Annotated in this window: 19 protein-coding genes and 1 other annotated feature; all 19 genes read right to left on the minus strand. The window is 41.0% G+C overall.

Annotated elements, in window-relative coordinates; translation table 11 throughout:
- Window positions 1-6: 6 nt before the first annotated feature.
- Window positions 7-900: a phosphate ABC transporter permease PstA gene (pstA, locus tag CEF17_RS12190; protein ID WP_232725579.1), complete on the minus strand. Its 894-nt coding sequence runs from the start codon at window positions 898-900 to the stop codon at window positions 7-9.
- 25 nt (window positions 901-925) lie between these two features.
- Window positions 926-1,861, minus strand: a complete 936-nt coding sequence (gene pstC, locus CEF17_RS12195) for a phosphate ABC transporter permease subunit PstC (RefSeq protein WP_100399764.1) — start codon at window positions 1,859-1,861, stop codon at window positions 926-928.
- Between the two features lie 99 nt (window positions 1,862-1,960).
- Window positions 1,961-2,986, minus strand: a complete 1,026-nt coding sequence (locus CEF17_RS12200; protein WP_100399765.1) for a phosphate ABC transporter substrate-binding protein PstS family protein — start codon at window positions 2,984-2,986, stop codon at window positions 1,961-1,963.
- Between the two features lie 288 nt (window positions 2,987-3,274).
- A complete protein-coding gene (locus CEF17_RS12205; RefSeq protein WP_100399766.1) occupies window positions 3,275-4,015 on the minus strand; it encodes an MBL fold metallo-hydrolase in 741 nt (246 codons plus the stop codon).
- Between the two features lie 175 nt (window positions 4,016-4,190).
- Entirely contained in the window at window positions 4,191-4,475 is a 285-nt protein-coding gene (rpmA, locus tag CEF17_RS12210; protein ID WP_100399767.1) for a 50S ribosomal protein L27, read from the minus strand.
- A 1-nt stretch (window position 4,476) separates the two neighbouring features.
- Window positions 4,477-4,821 carry a ribosomal-processing cysteine protease Prp gene (locus CEF17_RS12215; RefSeq protein WP_100399768.1) on the minus strand — a complete coding sequence of 115 codons (345 nt, stop codon included), beginning with the start codon at window positions 4,819-4,821 and terminating at the stop codon, window positions 4,477-4,479.
- A gap of 11 nt (window positions 4,822-4,832) precedes the next feature.
- Window positions 4,833-5,141, minus strand: coding sequence for a 50S ribosomal protein L21 (rplU, locus tag CEF17_RS12220; protein WP_054635051.1), 309 nt, complete (start codon window positions 5,139-5,141; stop codon window positions 4,833-4,835).
- A 12-nt stretch (window positions 5,142-5,153) separates the two neighbouring features.
- Window positions 5,154-5,226, minus strand: a sequence feature (ribosomal protein L21 leader region).
- Window positions 5,227-5,298: 72 nt separating this feature from the next.
- Window positions 5,299-6,807, minus strand: a complete 1,509-nt coding sequence (locus tag CEF17_RS12225) for an Rne/Rng family ribonuclease (RefSeq protein ID WP_157843029.1) — start codon at window positions 6,805-6,807, stop codon at window positions 5,299-5,301.
- Between the two features lie 206 nt (window positions 6,808-7,013).
- Entirely contained in the window at window positions 7,014-7,868 is an 855-nt protein-coding gene (locus CEF17_RS12230; RefSeq protein ID WP_100399770.1) for a M50 family metallopeptidase, read from the minus strand.
- Window positions 7,861-8,676 carry a M23 family metallopeptidase gene (locus CEF17_RS12235; protein WP_100399771.1) on the minus strand — a complete coding sequence of 272 codons (816 nt, stop codon included), beginning with the start codon at window positions 8,674-8,676 and terminating at the stop codon, window positions 7,861-7,863. Before CEF17_RS12235 ends, CEF17_RS12230 begins: the two co-directional genes overlap by 8 nt.
- Window positions 8,677-8,899: 223 nt before the next feature.
- On the minus strand, window positions 8,900-9,079 hold the full coding sequence (locus tag CEF17_RS12240; RefSeq protein WP_100399772.1) for a hypothetical protein: 180 nt from the start codon (window positions 9,077-9,079) through the stop codon (window positions 8,900-8,902).
- A 522-nt stretch (window positions 9,080-9,601) separates the two neighbouring features.
- The gene (locus CEF17_RS12245) at window positions 9,602-10,012 is read right to left on the minus strand and encodes an ArsI/CadI family heavy metal resistance metalloenzyme (protein WP_100399773.1); all 411 of its coding nucleotides are present in this window, start codon (window positions 10,010-10,012) and stop codon (window positions 9,602-9,604) included.
- A 78-nt stretch (window positions 10,013-10,090) separates the two neighbouring features.
- Window positions 10,091-10,399: an ArsR/SmtB family transcription factor gene (locus CEF17_RS12250; protein WP_100399774.1), complete on the minus strand. Its 309-nt coding sequence runs from the start codon at window positions 10,397-10,399 to the stop codon at window positions 10,091-10,093.
- Between the two features lie 151 nt (window positions 10,400-10,550).
- Complete coding sequence (minD, locus tag CEF17_RS12255; RefSeq protein ID WP_100399775.1) at window positions 10,551-11,351, minus strand: septum site-determining protein MinD; 801 nt, start codon at window positions 11,349-11,351, stop codon at window positions 10,551-10,553.
- 117 nt (window positions 11,352-11,468) lie between these two features.
- The gene (gene minC, locus CEF17_RS12260) at window positions 11,469-12,176 is read right to left on the minus strand and encodes a septum site-determining protein MinC (RefSeq protein ID WP_100399776.1); all 708 of its coding nucleotides are present in this window, start codon (window positions 12,174-12,176) and stop codon (window positions 11,469-11,471) included.
- Between the two features lie 313 nt (window positions 12,177-12,489).
- On the minus strand, window positions 12,490-13,014 hold the full coding sequence (gene mreD, locus CEF17_RS12265) for a rod shape-determining protein MreD (protein WP_054635059.1): 525 nt from the start codon (window positions 13,012-13,014) through the stop codon (window positions 12,490-12,492).
- On the minus strand, window positions 13,014-13,949 hold the full coding sequence (mreC, locus tag CEF17_RS12270) for a rod shape-determining protein MreC (protein WP_100399777.1): 936 nt from the start codon (window positions 13,947-13,949) through the stop codon (window positions 13,014-13,016). Before mreC ends, mreD begins: the two co-directional genes overlap by 1 nt.
- A gap of 15 nt (window positions 13,950-13,964) precedes the next feature.
- Window positions 13,965-15,008, minus strand: a complete 1,044-nt coding sequence (locus tag CEF17_RS12275; protein ID WP_100399778.1) for a rod shape-determining protein — start codon at window positions 15,006-15,008, stop codon at window positions 13,965-13,967.
- A 421-nt stretch (window positions 15,009-15,429) separates the two neighbouring features.
- A complete protein-coding gene (gene radC, locus CEF17_RS12280) occupies window positions 15,430-16,119 on the minus strand; it encodes a RadC family protein (RefSeq protein WP_269799453.1) in 690 nt (229 codons plus the stop codon).
- Between the last annotated feature and the right edge of the window lie 53 nt (window positions 16,120-16,172).

The raw sequence follows: 16,172 nt of genomic DNA on the forward strand, positions 1-16,172 counted from the left end.
TTAAAATTAATATCGCTTTTGAAACTTTGCCCGAATGAGGATTGCCAAAGAATTTAATAAAAACAAAACGAGAAGCAGGACAACGATAGTAGCTGCAGCTAAGTTCGCGTATTCATGAACGAGCACAGCATCAATGGTCCAGTAATATATTTGCATTGGCAGAGCTGTAAAGTTGTCCATTGGCCCCGAGGGTACAGGAATTAACAATGCAGGAATACCCAGGACTACAAGTGGTGCTGTCTCCCCTATAGCTCGGGAAAGTGCAAGGATTACTCCTGTAGCAATCCCAGGTATGGAAGCAGGAAGTACTACATTCTTTATCGTCTGCCACTTTGTTGCCCCCATCCCGTAAGACGCTTCACGCAGAAATCCTGGCACAGATCGAATGGCTTCCTGAGCGGAAACTACGACAATTGGCAGAACAAGGAGCGACATCGTTAAAGCACCAGCAAGGACGCTCGCCCCAAAGCCAAACATTCTTACAAATACAGTAAGTCCTAAAATACCAAAAACAATAGAGGGGACACCTGCTAAATTAGCAATGTTGGTTTGGATAAAAGAATGGAGACGCCCCCTTTTGGCATACTCTTCTAAATAAATGGCAGTACTTATGCCAAGTATCATAGTTACAGGCCCCACTATAAGCATCAGCCATAAAGTCCCTGTAATAGCCCCTCTGATCCCGGCAATCTCCGGATTTGTTGAAAATCTGTCAGTTAAAAACTGCCAATCAATCCAGCCTGCGCTGTCCATAGTTACGCGATATAACAGAATAGCCAGGACGACCAGCCCTATAAATGTAGAAACCAGGAACAAGTACTTTACTACTTTATTCAACATGAGACGCTTGTTCATTTTTCGGTTTACAAGGTCAAGATCAATATATTCCTCTTGTTTCATTTCTGGCTGCTTTATGCTCAATTGCTTAATACACCTCCCTGAATCTCTTGCTGATGTATCTTGCAAGCATATTCATGGTCAAAGTAAAAACGAATAACGTCATGGCCACTGCATAAATACTGTAGTATATAGGAGTACCCGCTGCGGCATCTCCACTGGTAACTTCTACAATGTAAGCAGTCATTGTCTGCATGGATTGGGTGATATCAAAGGTTAAATTTTTAGAACTCCCGCTTGCAATCGTAACAATCATTGTCTCGCCAATCGCTCTGGAAATGCCCAAGACAAAGGAGGCAATAATGCCTGAAATTGCAGCAGGAATAACAACACGAAACGTCACTTCTAATTGGGTGGCACCTAATGCCATTGCCCCTTCTCTCATGGAATTCGGCACAGAATTCATAGCATCTTCAGAAAGAGAAGCCACAAGTGGGATGATCATTATTCCCATGACGATGCCCGGGCTTAACGCATTGGTAGCTGATAGTCCTGGAATGACATCTCTTAAGACTGGAGTCACGAATGTAAAGGCAAAGAAACCATAAACAATTGTTGGTATTCCTGCTAAAACTTCAATCATTGGCTTCAACACTTTTCTTGCTCTCTTCGAAGCATATTCGCTTAAATAAATAGCTGTGGTCAGGCCAATCGGCACAGCCACCAGGACAGCTATTAGAGTAGTCATCAACGTCCCCATGATTAAAGGGAGTATACTAAATTGAGGATCAACCGGGCTAAGGGGCCTCAAAACCGTTCCTGAAAAAAATTCAAAAAATGATACCTCTCTAAAAAACATGATTGTTTCGCCTATAAGAGTAAAAACAATTCCTACAGTAGTGATTACCGATACAAATGCAGCTGCAAATAATAATACCGGAATCGTTTTTTCAACAATTCGTAACGCATTTTTGGACTGTTTTTTGTTTTTAATGATATCTTGCACGCTTGATGTCTTTGGCACAAGCAGCTGCCTCCTTTCACAACGAACCGTCACATTTTGTGAATATTTATAAACAGATGAAAAGCAAAGCTGCTTCTCATCTGCTTTTCCTTATGAAACCTATTGAATAGATTGTACATCTTCAAGCTGTTCATTGAGCTCTTCCTCTGGAAGAGGAGCAAATCCAGTGTCACCAGCCAAATCATCGGCTACTTCAAATACATATTCAGCGAATGCTTTTACTTCTGGCTTTTCTTGTGCAGAGTTAATACTCACATTTGTAAAAACAGGCCGGGTAAATGGCCCGTACTCCCCATCTTCTTCGATTGTATCCAAAGAGGGTTCTACCGGTCCGTCTCCAAAGTCAATCGCAACTGCTTCAAGCTCATCTGTATTATTCGCATAATACCCATAGCCAAAGAAACCAATGGCATTCTCATCCTCTGAAATTAAAGTGACAAGGGTAGAATACTCTTGTTGAAGGTTGATTGTCTGGACAAGATCCTGTTCATCAATAATCTCCTCTACAAAAAATTCGTTGGTTCCATGGTTCTCATTAGGGCCGTAGAAATTCACCTGTTCATCAGGCCAGTCAGAGCGAATGTCAGACCACATGATCTCATCACTTTCATTGATATTTCCGGTAACAAAGATTTCTTTTATTTCTTCTTCTGTCATTTCATTTGCCCAGTCATTACCTGGATGGATAACAATCGTTAATCCATCTAACGCTACTTTGTATTCTCTCGATTCAATACCGTTTGCTTCTAGTTCCTCAATTTCTTCCTCTCTAATTTCCCGGGAAGCATTTGATAAGTCGGTTTCACCGTTCACAAACCTTTGCATGCCCGCGCTTGTTCCTGCGCGGCTGACTTCCACACTTACACCTTCCTGTTCATTTATCATAAACTCTTCAGCAATCCGAGCCATTAAAGGGTATACGGTGCCAGATCCGTCAATTGCAACGGTTCCGCTAAGTTCTTCACCAGCCTCATTGTCTTCCCCGCTGCCATTGTCTTCTGTTTCTTCCGCCCCGCTCGTGGCAGCCTCCTCAGAAGCTCCCCCTTCTTCTCCTTCTCCACAAGCCGCTACAGCCGGCACAGCCGCTGCCATCAAAAGAACTAAGAGCCAACTCTTTGTGTTCATCTGTCAATTTCCTCCCTTTTCTCCCAATAGGTATGTTCTTTGTCTCACGATGTATGTATCTATCGCTCACAATTGCAATTATAGGGAAGCTTCGTAAAGGAGATATTGTGAAATTGTAAAGATTGCGCAAAGAAATCTATTAATTTATTAAAAGTAAATTTACAATTCAAACTTTTTATATTTATCTCATTGTCAGTTTTATAGTTAGAATTTATCCTCTTAGTAGTCCTCCTCTTCAGCAGTGCACTAAAAAAGCTCCCTGTATATTCAGGAAGCTTCTTGCCTTGTTTATTGTTCAATTGTTTTTTTCCAGCCGGCATGCGCAGTTTCAACATTGCCTTGAAAATATTCCTTCGCTTCACTTACCAGCTGCTTATGGTTTCCAAAGTGGGGAAGGTGAGTAAGTAAAAGTTCTTTTACTTTCGCTGCATCTGCCAGTTTTCCTGCTTCATGGCTGTTCATGTGGCCAGCTGCTGTTCCGTCTTGTCCGGCAAACAGACTGCATTCAGCTATCATTAGGTCACAGTCCTGTGCATGGGAAGCAAGAGCGGGCATATATCCAGTATCCGCTGTATAAAATACAGAACCCTTTTCTGTGGAAATTCGCATGCCGTAACAAGCAGCGGGATGAGAAGTTTTCACAAATGTAATTGTAAAAGGGCCTGCCATTAGAGTTGCCTGATCTGTGTATGGAAAAGCGGCAGCCAGATTTTTATAGGAGAGAGCAGAAAAACCTTGTGAATCTTCCTGGTGTCCATATATGGTTAATGGTTTCTCAACCCCTTCTCCGTAAAAAGATAGTACTCTGTGATAATGCAGGACTCCAATGTCTGCGATATGGTCATTGTGGTAATGAGAAAGAACTACACTATCCAGGTCTTTTAAGTCAATATACTGCTGCAAAGATGAAACAACACCACTTCCACAGTCTACCAGCATTTTGTATCCTTCTTCTTCAAATAAATATCCAGAGGTTGCTTCTCCGGCCCCCGGATAGCCGTGCCAGTATCCAATAACCGTAATTTTCATTGCTTACCTCCTAGTTATTCTTTTCAAAATCTCCCTGATTCCATTGTACCTTTTTCAGCTGCTTTTTGTCTCAACATGCTGCCTTCTGCTTTGCTGCTGTTCCCTCCGCTCGCTTTAACAAAAGAGTTCTAAAAAAAACTCCCGGTCTATTACTAGACCGAGAGTTTCTTTCTGCTTATGCTTCTTTTGGATATACGCTTACTTGTTTGCGCTTTTTACCAAGACGCTCAAACTTCACAACGCCGTCTACTTTTGAGAACAACGTGTCGTCACCGCCGATGCCAACGTTTGTACCTGGGTAGATACGCGTTCCTCTTTGGCGAACTAGGATAGAGCCGCCAGTTACAAATTGGCCGTCTCCACGCTTGGTTCCAAGACGCTTAGAGATAGAGTCACGACCGTTCTTTGTACTACCTACCCCTTTTTTCTGAGCGAAGAACTGAAGATTCATTTTCAACATGTCATTCACCTCCTTGATTTTCAGCAATAGTCATGTAATCGCCGTATTCTTCGGCAATGGAGTGAAGAGACACCAGCATTCCTTCTAATAGAAGCTGGACATCCTCAAATACACGACCGCTTACATGAGACGGAACCGTGCAGCGGAGATATCCCCCATTGTCACTCATATCTACATCTAATTCAATATTGCATAAGGCGGAAATTCCATTCACCGCTCCAAGGGAGACTGCAGAAGCGCCTGCACAGACAATATCTTGTCCATAAGGACCGGATTCCGCGTGCCCCGACATGGAAAACGAATGAATTGCACGATTGCTATTCCGCTCAATCACTATTTCAATCATGTGATTGTCCCTTACGCATTAATTTTGTTGATTACAACTTTAGTATATGGCTGACGGTGACCGATCTTACGACGGTAGTTCTTTCTTTTCTTGAACTTCCATACGATCACTTTCTTTTGACGGCCATGCTTGTCAACTTTTCCAGTTACACTGGCACCATCTACAAATGGAGCGCCGACTTTCATGTCATCTCCGCCAACAACCAATACTTTGTCAAAAGTTACTTCTTCGCCTGCAGAAGCATCCAGTTTTTCGATGTAAACTTCCTGGCCTTCTTCGACTTTGATCTGTTTACCACCAGTTTCAATGATTGCGTACATTTCTGCACCTCCTATTATACTCAGACTCGCCAATGCAGGTGCCTGACGGGCTTAAAAACCTTCATTTGTGCGGTTGTAGTTTGGGTGCTTACCAAACGACTAACAAAAAAGATCATATCACAAATAAGATTCCAATGTCAATATCACATCATACGCCTTACTTACTGCGTTTTAATTTTTTTGCCCGCTCCTTCACCGTCTCCTCGCTTGCCAGCAGCCTCACATGAATTTCCTCATGAATATGAGGGAGAGCTTCTGACAGGTAAATTTTAAAACCATACCGTTTCTCCAGTTCATGAACATAGTAGTGGCTGTTTTTATCATTTAAAAAAGAAAGAACCTTAGCCGGCACTTCTAACAGCATAGCTTCCTCTTCCATGAAACGATATTCATGAATAAGACGATCAGTTCTTGCAGCCAGTGCTTCAGCAGATGGTTCTGTGCCTTTCCCAACACACACACTACAGCGATCTGAAAGAGTATCATTTAAATTCTGTCTAACTTTTTTCCTCGTCATCTCCACGAGACCAAGCTTGGTCATCCCGGCTACGTTTGTTTTCGTTCGGTCTTTTCTTAATGCATGTTTAAAGGCCTGAAGAACTTCCTCTTGGTCTGTCTCATTTTTCATATCAATAAAATCTATAATGACAATCCCGGATATATCTCTTAGACGGAGCTGCTTTGTTATTTCCTTAATCGCTTCAATGTTTGTTTTCTTAATGGTTTCCTGCAGATTGTCACTTCCAGTAAACCTTCCTGTATTGACATCAATAACGGTCAAGGCCTCTGTCTGGTCAATCATAAGATAGGAGCCGTTTTTTAACCATACCTGCCTCCGGAGAGCTCTTTCAAGTTCCTTTTCTACTCCGTGCACAGAAAATATATTCTCTGTTCCTTTATACAATTCTACCTTGTGTGTATCTTTTGGGTCGTGCCGAAGAAGATGCTTGATGTGCTGGCTGTCCACCGGATTGTCGACCAGAATACGGCTGATAGTAGTAATGGGAAAGTCCCTGATGATCCTTTCTACTATGCCTCCTTCTTGATGAAGCACAGCCGGAGGCTTAACATCTCTGCCACTGTTACATATTTCTTCCCAGTCTTTTCGTAAATACGCCAGGTCTTCTTTCACGTCATCAATAGCTAACCCTTCACAGATTGTACGAATAATCATTCCTTCCTCTGCTTTTTTCATATCGTGCCCATGTCTTCTCCACTCTTCCCTTATTTCTTCAGCAGACATCTTCTTAGAAACCCCTACATAGTTGCCGGAGGGCATATATACAATGTATTTCCCCGGAAGTGAGACCACTCCTGTCAAACGGGCTCCTTTGGTGCCAAACTCCTCTTTCGTTACCTGGACAATGATTTCTTGTCCCTCATGGACAAATTCGGAGATGTTTCTCTTTCTCTTTGTATCCTCTTCTTCATTAAGCCGCTGATATGCAAGGACCTCATCGCGATATAGAAATCCGTTTTTACTGCGGCCTATATCCACAAAGGCCGCCTGCATGCCAGGGAGTACATTCACTACCCTGCCTTTGTAGACATTTCCTACTAAACGCTCTTCTTGTTGTCTTTCAATTAAAATTTCTGCTACTTGTCCATTTTCTTTAATTGCAGCTCTTTTTTCTAGAGTTGCGGTATTTAAAATAACCTCTCTCAATGTATGCGCCCCCTGTCGAAGAGACTCTCTATCCCGATTTTTCTTTATTATAAGACCTCTGTTTGTTTCATTGCCTTTCCTTTTTCCCGGATAAACATGATAAAATGCATAAACAGCCGATCTTCTGCCGGCTTATTCCCTGGCTTTCCTCTCTATTATAAACGATCTGCTCCTCAACATATCCTTCCCATAACAAAAACCTTCCATTACCTTTTGTCTGAGGTAAGGAAGGTGCTGAAAGACTTCATGCCAACATTTTCTCTGGTAATACCATAAAGAAGCTCTTCTTCCGATACCTTTTCCCCGTTTTCTACGATCAGGAACATCGTATGTGCATTTTTTCGAATCATCTTAGCAGCATCAATCAGTCTTGTGTGTTGAGAGACTTTTTCTGTTCTTGATGGAAGAACACCCTTTACAAACATTCTGTTTCTTTCTAATAAAAACCTGAAAAACCCATACGGCTGCTGCTTCCGTTCTAAATAATGAGAAATATATAGAAATAACAAAATGACCCATGATTGTAAATGATAGGGGAATGAAAGAATTGTACCTATTGTTAAAAATACCAAAATGCAAAAGGAGAGTACAAGAAAATATTTTTGAGCTTTACGATAAGGCATAAAAGCAGTACTGGCAAAAAAAAGGAGCTTACCCCCATCAAGGGGCCAGACAGGAAGAAGGTTAAAGAAGAAAATAACTCCATTATGAAACAAAAAGGTTTGATGGTCTGCCGCATCCCAGTATGGAGTAAGCAGCATAATAAAGGAAAGGCCAGCCAGCAGCACATGCTGAATTGGCCCGGCGATGGTCACAGCTACTTCCTCTTTCAGCGGCCTGTTTCCATATTCATTTATTTCGGCAACTCCCCCGAAGGGAAGAAGCTCTATTTTTTTAATACGCCACTTATACTTATGGGCCATAAACGCGTGTCCCAGCTCATGAACGAAAACGATAAAAAATAACATAAGAATTTCATAAAAGTATCCTGTCACAATTCCAGTTGCTATTACTACCCAAAATAGAGGATGGATTCGTATTTTTTGCAAAACGCTAATCAAAAGAAATCACTTCGCTCGGATCAATGTATTGATCCTCTTCTTTTAACGCGAAGTAAAATATTCCCGATTCACTTCCTTCTTGAGTATTCACTTGCCCGATGTTTTCACCAGCTTGAATGTGATCATAAAGCTTAACTTCAACTTCTTCCAGCATTCCATACCATGATTCCCCACCATCATAGTGCTGCACAGCTACCGCTAATTCCCATTCTTCATGAGGGCCTGCATGAATGACAATTCCTCCCCGCACAGCTTCCACATCAGCAGCACCAATGGTTTCAAGCATGATCCCTTTACCATTTTCAGTAAATGATTCTGTTACTTTTCCTGATGCAGGCACAGCATATTCTGCCTGGTAGGCATCTGCTGGTTCTGCTGCTGGTTGCTCGTCCTCTGGCTTAGGCATAAGTGCCAAAGGTTCCCCAAATCTTTCTTCATACCAACTTGAAACAGCAGCAAATTGAAATTCATTTTGATAGGAAGCTTCTATATATTCTCTGGCACCTTCAAATGCTGGATGACTTGTTTTGAATAATATACCGATAAGCAAGAATAAGCATAATGCAGCAAGGCCCTGCATCACAAATAGATATCTGCTTTTGGGCTGTGCTTCTGTCTTTTGTTCAGTCTCTCTCCATGAGTAAAATTCCGGCTCATGCTGAGGCATTTCATCATGACTGGGGTAATAGCCAAAATTGGTGGGAGTTACGTCTTTTTCTTTTTCTCTTTCCCTGTCTCTCATCCTTCCTTCTATCCCTCTTCGCTTTGCATCTGCTTCTCTTTTAACCTTGGAAAGCTTCTTAGACATTATCGGCCCCTCCCCTGGCGGGATTCTCTTGCTTCATGTTTATGACTTGTCCTTTTGTTTTATTCCAGAAGTGAGGAGAGATAGAAACGGCAAGCAGAAGTCTTTTCCATTTAATTTTAGGAAGGTCAATTATGTATAAATACTGTCAAAGAACATATCATTTGAACAATAGTTTAATAGTAATTTGCATAAAAAAAATCACCCCTGAAATCAGAGTGATAACTTAATTCTCTTGCGCGTCTTTTGGCAGACTGTTTCGCAAACGTGCTTTTTCGTAGATGATTGTCATTTGCGTCGTATAGCGTTTAAGATCTTCAACTTCATTAACATCTTTGACTTTAGCCTGGAGATTTTCAAGCTTTTCTATATCTTCAGGTGTTAAATACTCATGTTTGCTAATCATATCAGGCCCTCCCTTCAGAGTGCACTTCCTAACAAATCTCTTATCCAGTATGACCAGTTATCGCCATTTCATACTTTTCCCGAAAAAAACATAATCAATACTCTTTTTTTAATGGCTTTGTTACAATTTGTTGTTGATTGTTGAAAAAAGACGCTTACTTGCACCTAAGGTACAAGTGCGACCCCTTCAGCTTCTTTTAGATAACGTTCGCTGGCTTCTTCTGCACCTGCTATCCCCGAAGGTCTTCACGCTTTTATATCAACAAAATGACTTACAAAAAATTAACATTAGCCATTAACAGAGCCTTTAAAATAAGGAAATCAAAGATGTTTAGGTAAGGTAATGGAGGGAGAATGAGGTTCTTACTAAAAATATACCACATTCAGATAAGCCAGGTAAAATATAGGGACTCTCAGAAATTTAAATAACCTTTGTTTCTGCCAGAAGGGAACCCTATATGCCAGGTTCATAAATTATTTCAGTTGAAAAGCTAATGTGACAGTCCATTCCTGCACCAATTTTCTATTGAGATACATAGCAGCCACCAACATCATCCAGGTCTTCTTGACTATCCTTGTTCTTTGTATAAAAAAACTCCCATTCATTACCGTCCGGGTCATTTATCCAAAATTTATCCTGCAGTGCATAACAACAGTTTGTGTTCATTTCTTCTGTAATCTGAGATCCTGCTTTAACTAGACGCTCTTTATGTTTTAGGAGCACTTCTCCACTTTTCACTTGAATTCCAAAGTGACCGACTTGGTTTCCATGTACTTCATTAACAAGATTCAAAGTGAAGATAAGAGCTAAATTTTCAGGCATAAACTTAGCGTAATTTTCTTTTACCTTAACAGGATTTTCTCCAAAAAGATCTGTGTAAAAATCAATGGATTTCTTCAGGTTAGTAACATGTAAACCGATGTGAGCGTTCATTTTTTGCCCTCCTATTAAATCAATTTTTTTTGATTTACAAAGTAAAAAAATGACTTACGTCACTTTTTACTTTCAATATCAACGAAACAGACAGCACAACTCTTCAGATAATAGCTTATTTACTTCCTGCTGGTTGAGCCGGTAATAGCTCCACGTTCCTTTTGTTTCTTGAAGAATAAGCCCTGCTTCTTTTAATACTTTCAAGTGATATGAAAGCTTCGATTGAGACATATCAAAAATGTCCATCAAGTCACACACACACGTTTCTCCACGGCTGGTTAATTCATACATGATCATTAGACGCTTTTGATCAGCAAGGGCTTTGAATTTTTTTTCATAAAGGGAAAACGCTTCTTCCGACGTCTTAATAGCGGCCGCTTTTTCCATTTTTCCACCTCATCAAATATTATTGATCTATATATACTATACAACAACCTGAACCCATTGACAACAATTAATCAAATGTTTTTGATTAATTGTTGTCAATAAACCCGCCTGAACAAACTGTATCCTCACAGAGTTCCAGACGGGAAGTTCACTAGGCTCTCATTCCGAAAAAACTTTTCACTTTTGCCATGAAGCCCTTTTTCTCATCAATAGATATTAAAGGAACAGATTCACCTAAAATACGCCGTGCTATATTTCTATAACACATAGCTGCTTTTGTATTGGGATTGGTAGCAATAGGCTCACCTTTTTGAGCAGCTCTTAACACCTCTTCATCATCAACTACCATTCCTAATAGATCAATTGCAAGAATAGAAACCACATCATCGACATCAAGAAGATCTTCCTCTTTCATCATGTGAGTCTTCACACGATTTACAACTAATTTAGGAGGCTCAATTGATTTTTCCTGTTCTAAAAGACCAATAATCCGGTCTGCATCTCTTACTGCAGCTACATCCGGCGTTGTCACCACAATCGCTCGATCTGCTCCGGCAACTGCATTTTTGTATCCTTGTTCAATACCAGCAGGACAGTCAATTAATACATAATCATAATCCGGCTTAAGTTCTTCAACTATTTTTTTCATTTGATCAGCATCCACTGCTGATTTGTCACTTGTCTGAGCAGCCGGCAGTAAATGCAGGCAGTCAAACCTCTTATCTTTAATAAGAGCTTGCGGGACTTTACAACGGCCTTCTGCCACATCTACCAAATCATATATAATTCGATTCTCCAACCCCATAATGACATCCAAATTTCTAAGGCCGATATCTGTATCTACTAAACAAACATGTTTCCCCTGCAATGCTAAGGCTGTTCCAATGTTCGCTGATGTGGTCGTTTTACCGACTCCGCCTTTTCCCGATGTAATAACAATAGCCTCTCCCACAGCAATTCCTCCTTACTGACGTAACAGCAGCTGTCTTCTCTCATCAATGTTTCTTCTGTCTTTGCCTCGATAAGTAAGATGACAATTTACATTTATACCTTCATATGATCTCACGTTTTATAATCCTTCGAATGTTCCGTTTGCCACATGCGGGTAAAGTTGACCCAGCTGTCGAGTTTTTTCAAAAGCTACTTCTTTTGTTTCCCGATGTATGTATGCATAGACCGGTTCTTCATTTGTATATTCATTATCTTTTTCATCCTCATACCGATCAGGAGCATAATAAATGGTGTTACCTATTGATAACTGATTAGGTTCCATCACTGAAGCACATATAACAGTATCCTCATTTCCATCTACTCCGGCACGGACTGTTCCTTTTAAGGTTCCCATAACAAACACATTCCCTGTAGCCTCGACTGTACCACCAGGGTTAATATCACCTAACAAAAGAGCATCACCTTGAATGCGAAGAACCTGTCCTGATCTAATGATCCGAGCAATGGATGTTATGGAGGATTCTTCTTTCATTTTTTCAGCTTCTTCAGTGGAAATCACCTGGGAAATGATGTCCTGGATCTTTATGACTCCTGTACCTTCAATGATCTGCTGGATTTTGTTTCGATGATCCTCCTGCAAATAGCGATACCCTGTGTCTACTTTTACTTCAACTTCAGGTCCATTGCCAAACGCCTGCTTATCTGCTACTTTTTCTGTAAGTTCTTCCATGAGTGCTTCAAAAGAGCACTGGTCATCTAAAAGGATTGTCAGCCCATCCTTGGTACCTTTAATCGTCACTAAATTTCGTTTTGAACCTGTTTTCATCTGCCTCACCTCTACGGGCACATCCAAGTTGCTTTGAGAGTTTTCATTTACAATGCTGCTCTTTATCTTTTGAACAGTTGTTATCCTATTTAGAGGCCCATTTCTAATTTATACCTAAGTTACAATGTTCCACATTAGTATAGCCAAGGACGGTCCCCAAAAGTTTCTTTTCATAATGGGACCCCCCAAAAAAAATTTGTTGCGGCAAAACCTATACATTGTGTTGTTTTTTCAGTTAACAGTAATACATTCCACATAGAAAAGTGATATTCCTGCATAGCAGTCTGTGTTTCTCGTATGTTTCGACTTTTTTCTATCTTTGCCTGAGTTCCTCTTGTTTTTCCATTTTTTCAAAGAAAGCCTGCAGTGGAAACAGCATAAGAATGCCGATCACACCATTTAATAAAAGAGATGGAAGCAGTCTTGTATTTAGAAAAACAGCCCACTCCATCGCTGTCAGGCCAATTACAGAATGCAGTCCATACGTAAGTATCTCAAAAATAATAACTGCTAACAACAAAACGCCAGTAAGCAAAGGCAGGCTCCTCTTGACCGACGTATAAGAAAACGCACATATATAGGCTACAAGCCCCAAACCAAACATATATATTCCAATTAAATCTGTAAATACAAAATCATAAAAAACTCCAGCTCCCACGCCATATAAAACACCTATCAAAGGACCGCGAAAAATCGAGATTAACACAATGACTATTAATACAAACCTGGGAACAAATATGGCCTCCTCAGTTAAAGAAGGAGGAAAAAAAATTTGGAACCAGGTACTTTCAATTAAAAATAAAAAAACCAGGAGAGCAGGAAGAATATACCGATTCATTACTCTCCCCCCTCCTCTGTCATTTGCTCTTCGATCGCTTCTTCCGATTCATCTGCTTCATCCTCTAAATATTCTTGCAGCATGGAATCTTCCAAATTATCGGTTGTTCGCTCTATGACACTTACGTAATCAATATTATGATAATTAGCTGCAGGCTCTACAACCGCGTTCATAGTAAGACCATATTCATCCGGTTCCACTTCAACAATCTCACCAATAACAAGTCCGCGAGGAAAAATACCTCCCAGTCCCGACGTACTGACTAGTTGTCCCGGCTCTATTTCAGCTTCCGATTCAATCTTTCTGAGTAGAAGACCTTCCCTGTCTTCATCCCAGCCTTCCACAAAAGCAAAGACCGGGTCTTCATCTGTGTGAATCATAGCAGAAACTCGGTTTGTTCGGCTATCATCAGATAATAGTTGAACTGTTGAAGTAAATTGTGAGACATTCTGTACCTTACCAACAAGCCCCTCAGGCGTGATGACAGCCATATTCCTTTCTATTCCATGCTGGGAACCCCGGTTAATTCCAATAACCTCTGTCCATTGGTCAGGTGAGCGATGTATCACCATGGCAGAACGCATGACGTAATCAGAGAGACTTTCTTCGGCATCTATCATGCTTTTTAAAGTTTCATTTTCCTGCTTCAAAGTTTGAAGCTCGGCTGAGGTGGCTGCATACTCATCAAGACGGGATTTCAGCAATTGATTTTCTTCATACACATTACGTAAGTCTTGCACGTTTTCAAAGACGCCTGCTACATAATGAGCGGGCCTGCTGAATACTGATTGTACAACGCCTACGGAATCTCGGGCAAACTGCTCAGGCCATGTTACTGTTTCCCTTTCTCTGAGGGAAAAACCGATCAATGCCACCAGGATGATAATGGAAACCATTAATATAATCAGGCGCTTATTTGAAAAGAAATGAGGCATAAACGGACACCTACTTTATTGTAACTTACGGTTAGATCGCGAAGTAATGCCTGCTTTTGAATGAAACAGATGCAAGTTTTCAAGTGCTTTTCCTGTACCAATTGCCACACAATCCAAAGGATTTTCTGCTACATGGACAGGCATGTTTGTTTCTTCACTCAACACCTTATCCATATTCCGAAGCAGCGCCCCACCGCCAGTCAAAACGATCCCCCGGTCCATAATGTCTGCCGCTAGTTCCGGCGGAGTCTGTTCCAGCGTACTTTTTACATTTTCCACAATTGTGCTCACGGTATCCTGGAGTGCCCCTGAAATTTCTTCAGCTGTAATGGAAATCGTTTTAGGGAGACCGGACACTAAATCTCTTCCCCTGATTTCCATATCCTCTACTCCCTCAGGTGAGCCTGCTGACCCAACTTCCATTTTAAGAGCTTCAGACGTTCTTTCTCCAATCATCAGGTTGTACGTTTTTTTCACATGATTGATAATTGAATCATCCATCTCATCACCAGCTACTCTGATTGATTGGCTCGTAACGATGCCGCCTAAAGAGATAATAGCTACTTCTGTTGTTCCGCCGCCAATGTCGACAACCATGCTTCCGGTTGGCTCCCACACAGGTAAATCGGCACCAATCGCAGCGGCAAACGGTTCTTCTATCGTAAATGCCTCACGGGCACCGGCTTGTTTCGTCGCATCCTCAACCGCTCTCTTTTCCACGGCGGTGATTCCTGAAGGCACACAGACCATTACATTGGGCTTACGGGTAAACATGGAACGGTTTTTTTGAGCTTGATTAATAAAATAATTCATCATTGTAGCAGTTGTGTCAAAATCAGCAATCACACCGTCTTTCATTGGCCGGACCGCTACTATATTCCCAGGTGTACGGCCAATCATGTTTTTAGCATCATTACCCACCGCTTCAATCGTACCAGTATCGGTACGCATGGCAACCACTGAAGGCTCTCTGACAACGACTCCTTTACCCTTAACGTACACAAGTGTATTTGCGGTACCTAAATCGATACCAAGATCTCTTGAAAAACCACCCAACATCTATGTATCTCCCTTCATTGTTCACTTTCTATTTATTCATTTTAATTACAGTTTTTGTTTGTCCCTTTTTAGAAAACATGTGTTCATCTTATACAGGAACTTTCCATCTTTTGGCACAAAAATGAGAGCATCTCCTTATCATTCGCTTTGGTAAGCGAAGACCCTGCTGCCTTGGTCCATCCTCCTCTGAATGCCTCTGCCTTCAGTAAAAGATGTGAAATATAAGGGAAAATGCTCTTCACATAAGCCGAATTTCACAACTAGTCTTTATTATACTTAATCTTATTAAAAAAAAATAGCCTAAACGTTTGGTTTTGAAAATTTAATTATTTTGTATGAGTAATAGAAAATCAATGGAGGGACTGAGACCTAGAAAAGTGGGAATTAGAGAGGTTATTCCTGATAGGGGTAGAGTACTTTACTATATACAGCCTTTTTCCTTCAAGCTGATAAATTGCCTGTCCCCAATAATGACATGATCAAGGACTTCTATTCCTATGATTCGTCCACATTCAATTAAGCGTTTGGTCACTTCAATATCCTCTTTACTTGGTGTGGGGTCTCCTGAGGGGTGATTATGAAGGCATATTACCGAAGCGGCTGAACGTTTTAACGCTTCTTTAAACAATTCTCTTGGATGGACAATGCTTGAATTTAAACTTCCTATAAAAAGAGTTTGTCGATGAAGAACTTGATTTTTTGTATTCAGACAAAGAACGACGAAATGTTCCTGTGTTAAAAACCGCATTTCTTCCATTACATATCTGGACACATCTTCTGGACTCCGAATGACGTAGCGTTCATCTGCCTGATATGTATAGATTCTTTTGCCAAGCTCAAGAGCAGCTCTGATTTCCACCGCCTTTGAAATACCTATCCCTTTTACTTTAGTGAGCTCTTCTATGGTGGCTTCCTTTAAAAGGTGAAGACTGTCGAATTGATAAAGCAGTTCCTGAGCAACGTGCATCACCGATGCGTTTTTGGTACCGGTACGGAGCAGGATCGCTAACAATTCATTTGTAGAGAGCCGGTCTGGACCTTCTTTTACCATCTTTTCCCTTGGTCTTTCACGTAATGGCACATCCTTAATAAGAAATGAAGAATCTGTCAAATTGTTTCCTCCTTTAATATGGTAAGGGCCGATCCCTTCCCCTCTTCTGCAGG

This window comes from Bacillus sp. FJAT-44742 (assembly GCF_002797315.1).
GTDB lineage: Bacteria > Bacillota > Bacilli > Bacillales > Marinococcaceae > Thalassorhabdus > Thalassorhabdus alkalitolerans.

Excerpts from the sequence above, each read along its gene's own strand:
- pstA (WP_232725579.1), bottom strand. The coding sequence starts at position 900 with ATGAAACAAGAGGAATATATTGATCTTGACCTTGTAAACCGAAAAATG.
- CEF17_RS12200 (WP_100399765.1), bottom strand. The coding sequence starts at position 2,986 with ATGAACACAAAGAGTTGGCTCTTAGTTCTTTTGATGGCAGCGGCTGTG.
- CEF17_RS12205 (WP_100399766.1), bottom strand. The coding sequence starts at position 4,015 with ATGAAAATTACGGTTATTGGATACTGGCACGGCTATCCGGGGGCCGGA.
- rpmA (WP_100399767.1), bottom strand. The coding sequence starts at position 4,475 with ATGTTGAAAATGAATCTTCAGTTCTTCGCTCAGAAAAAAGGGGTAGGT.
- CEF17_RS12215 (WP_100399768.1), bottom strand. The coding sequence starts at position 4,821 with ATGATTGAAATAGTGATTGAGCGGAATAGCAATCGTGCAATTCATTCG.
- rplU (WP_054635051.1), bottom strand. The coding sequence starts at position 5,141 with ATGTACGCAATCATTGAAACTGGTGGTAAACAGATCAAAGTCGAAGAA.
- CEF17_RS12235 (WP_100399771.1), bottom strand. The coding sequence starts at position 8,676 with ATGTCTAAGAAGCTTTCCAAGGTTAAAAGAGAAGCAGATGCAAAGCGA.
- CEF17_RS12240 (WP_100399772.1), bottom strand. The coding sequence starts at position 9,079 with ATGATTAGCAAACATGAGTATTTAACACCTGAAGATATAGAAAAGCTT.
- CEF17_RS12245 (WP_100399773.1), bottom strand. The coding sequence starts at position 10,012 with ATGAACGCTCACATCGGTTTACATGTTACTAACCTGAAGAAATCCATT.
- CEF17_RS12250 (WP_100399774.1), bottom strand. The coding sequence starts at position 10,399 with ATGGAAAAAGCGGCCGCTATTAAGACGTCGGAAGAAGCGTTTTCCCTT.
- minC (WP_100399776.1), bottom strand. The coding sequence starts at position 12,176 with ATGAAAACAGGTTCAAAACGAAATTTAGTGACGATTAAAGGTACCAAG.
- mreD (WP_054635059.1), bottom strand. The coding sequence starts at position 13,014 with ATGAATCGGTATATTCTTCCTGCTCTCCTGGTTTTTTTATTTTTAATT.
- mreC (WP_100399777.1), bottom strand. The coding sequence starts at position 13,949 with ATGCCTCATTTCTTTTCAAATAAGCGCCTGATTATATTAATGGTTTCC.
- CEF17_RS12275 (WP_100399778.1), bottom strand. The coding sequence starts at position 15,008 with ATGTTGGGTGGTTTTTCAAGAGATCTTGGTATCGATTTAGGTACCGCA.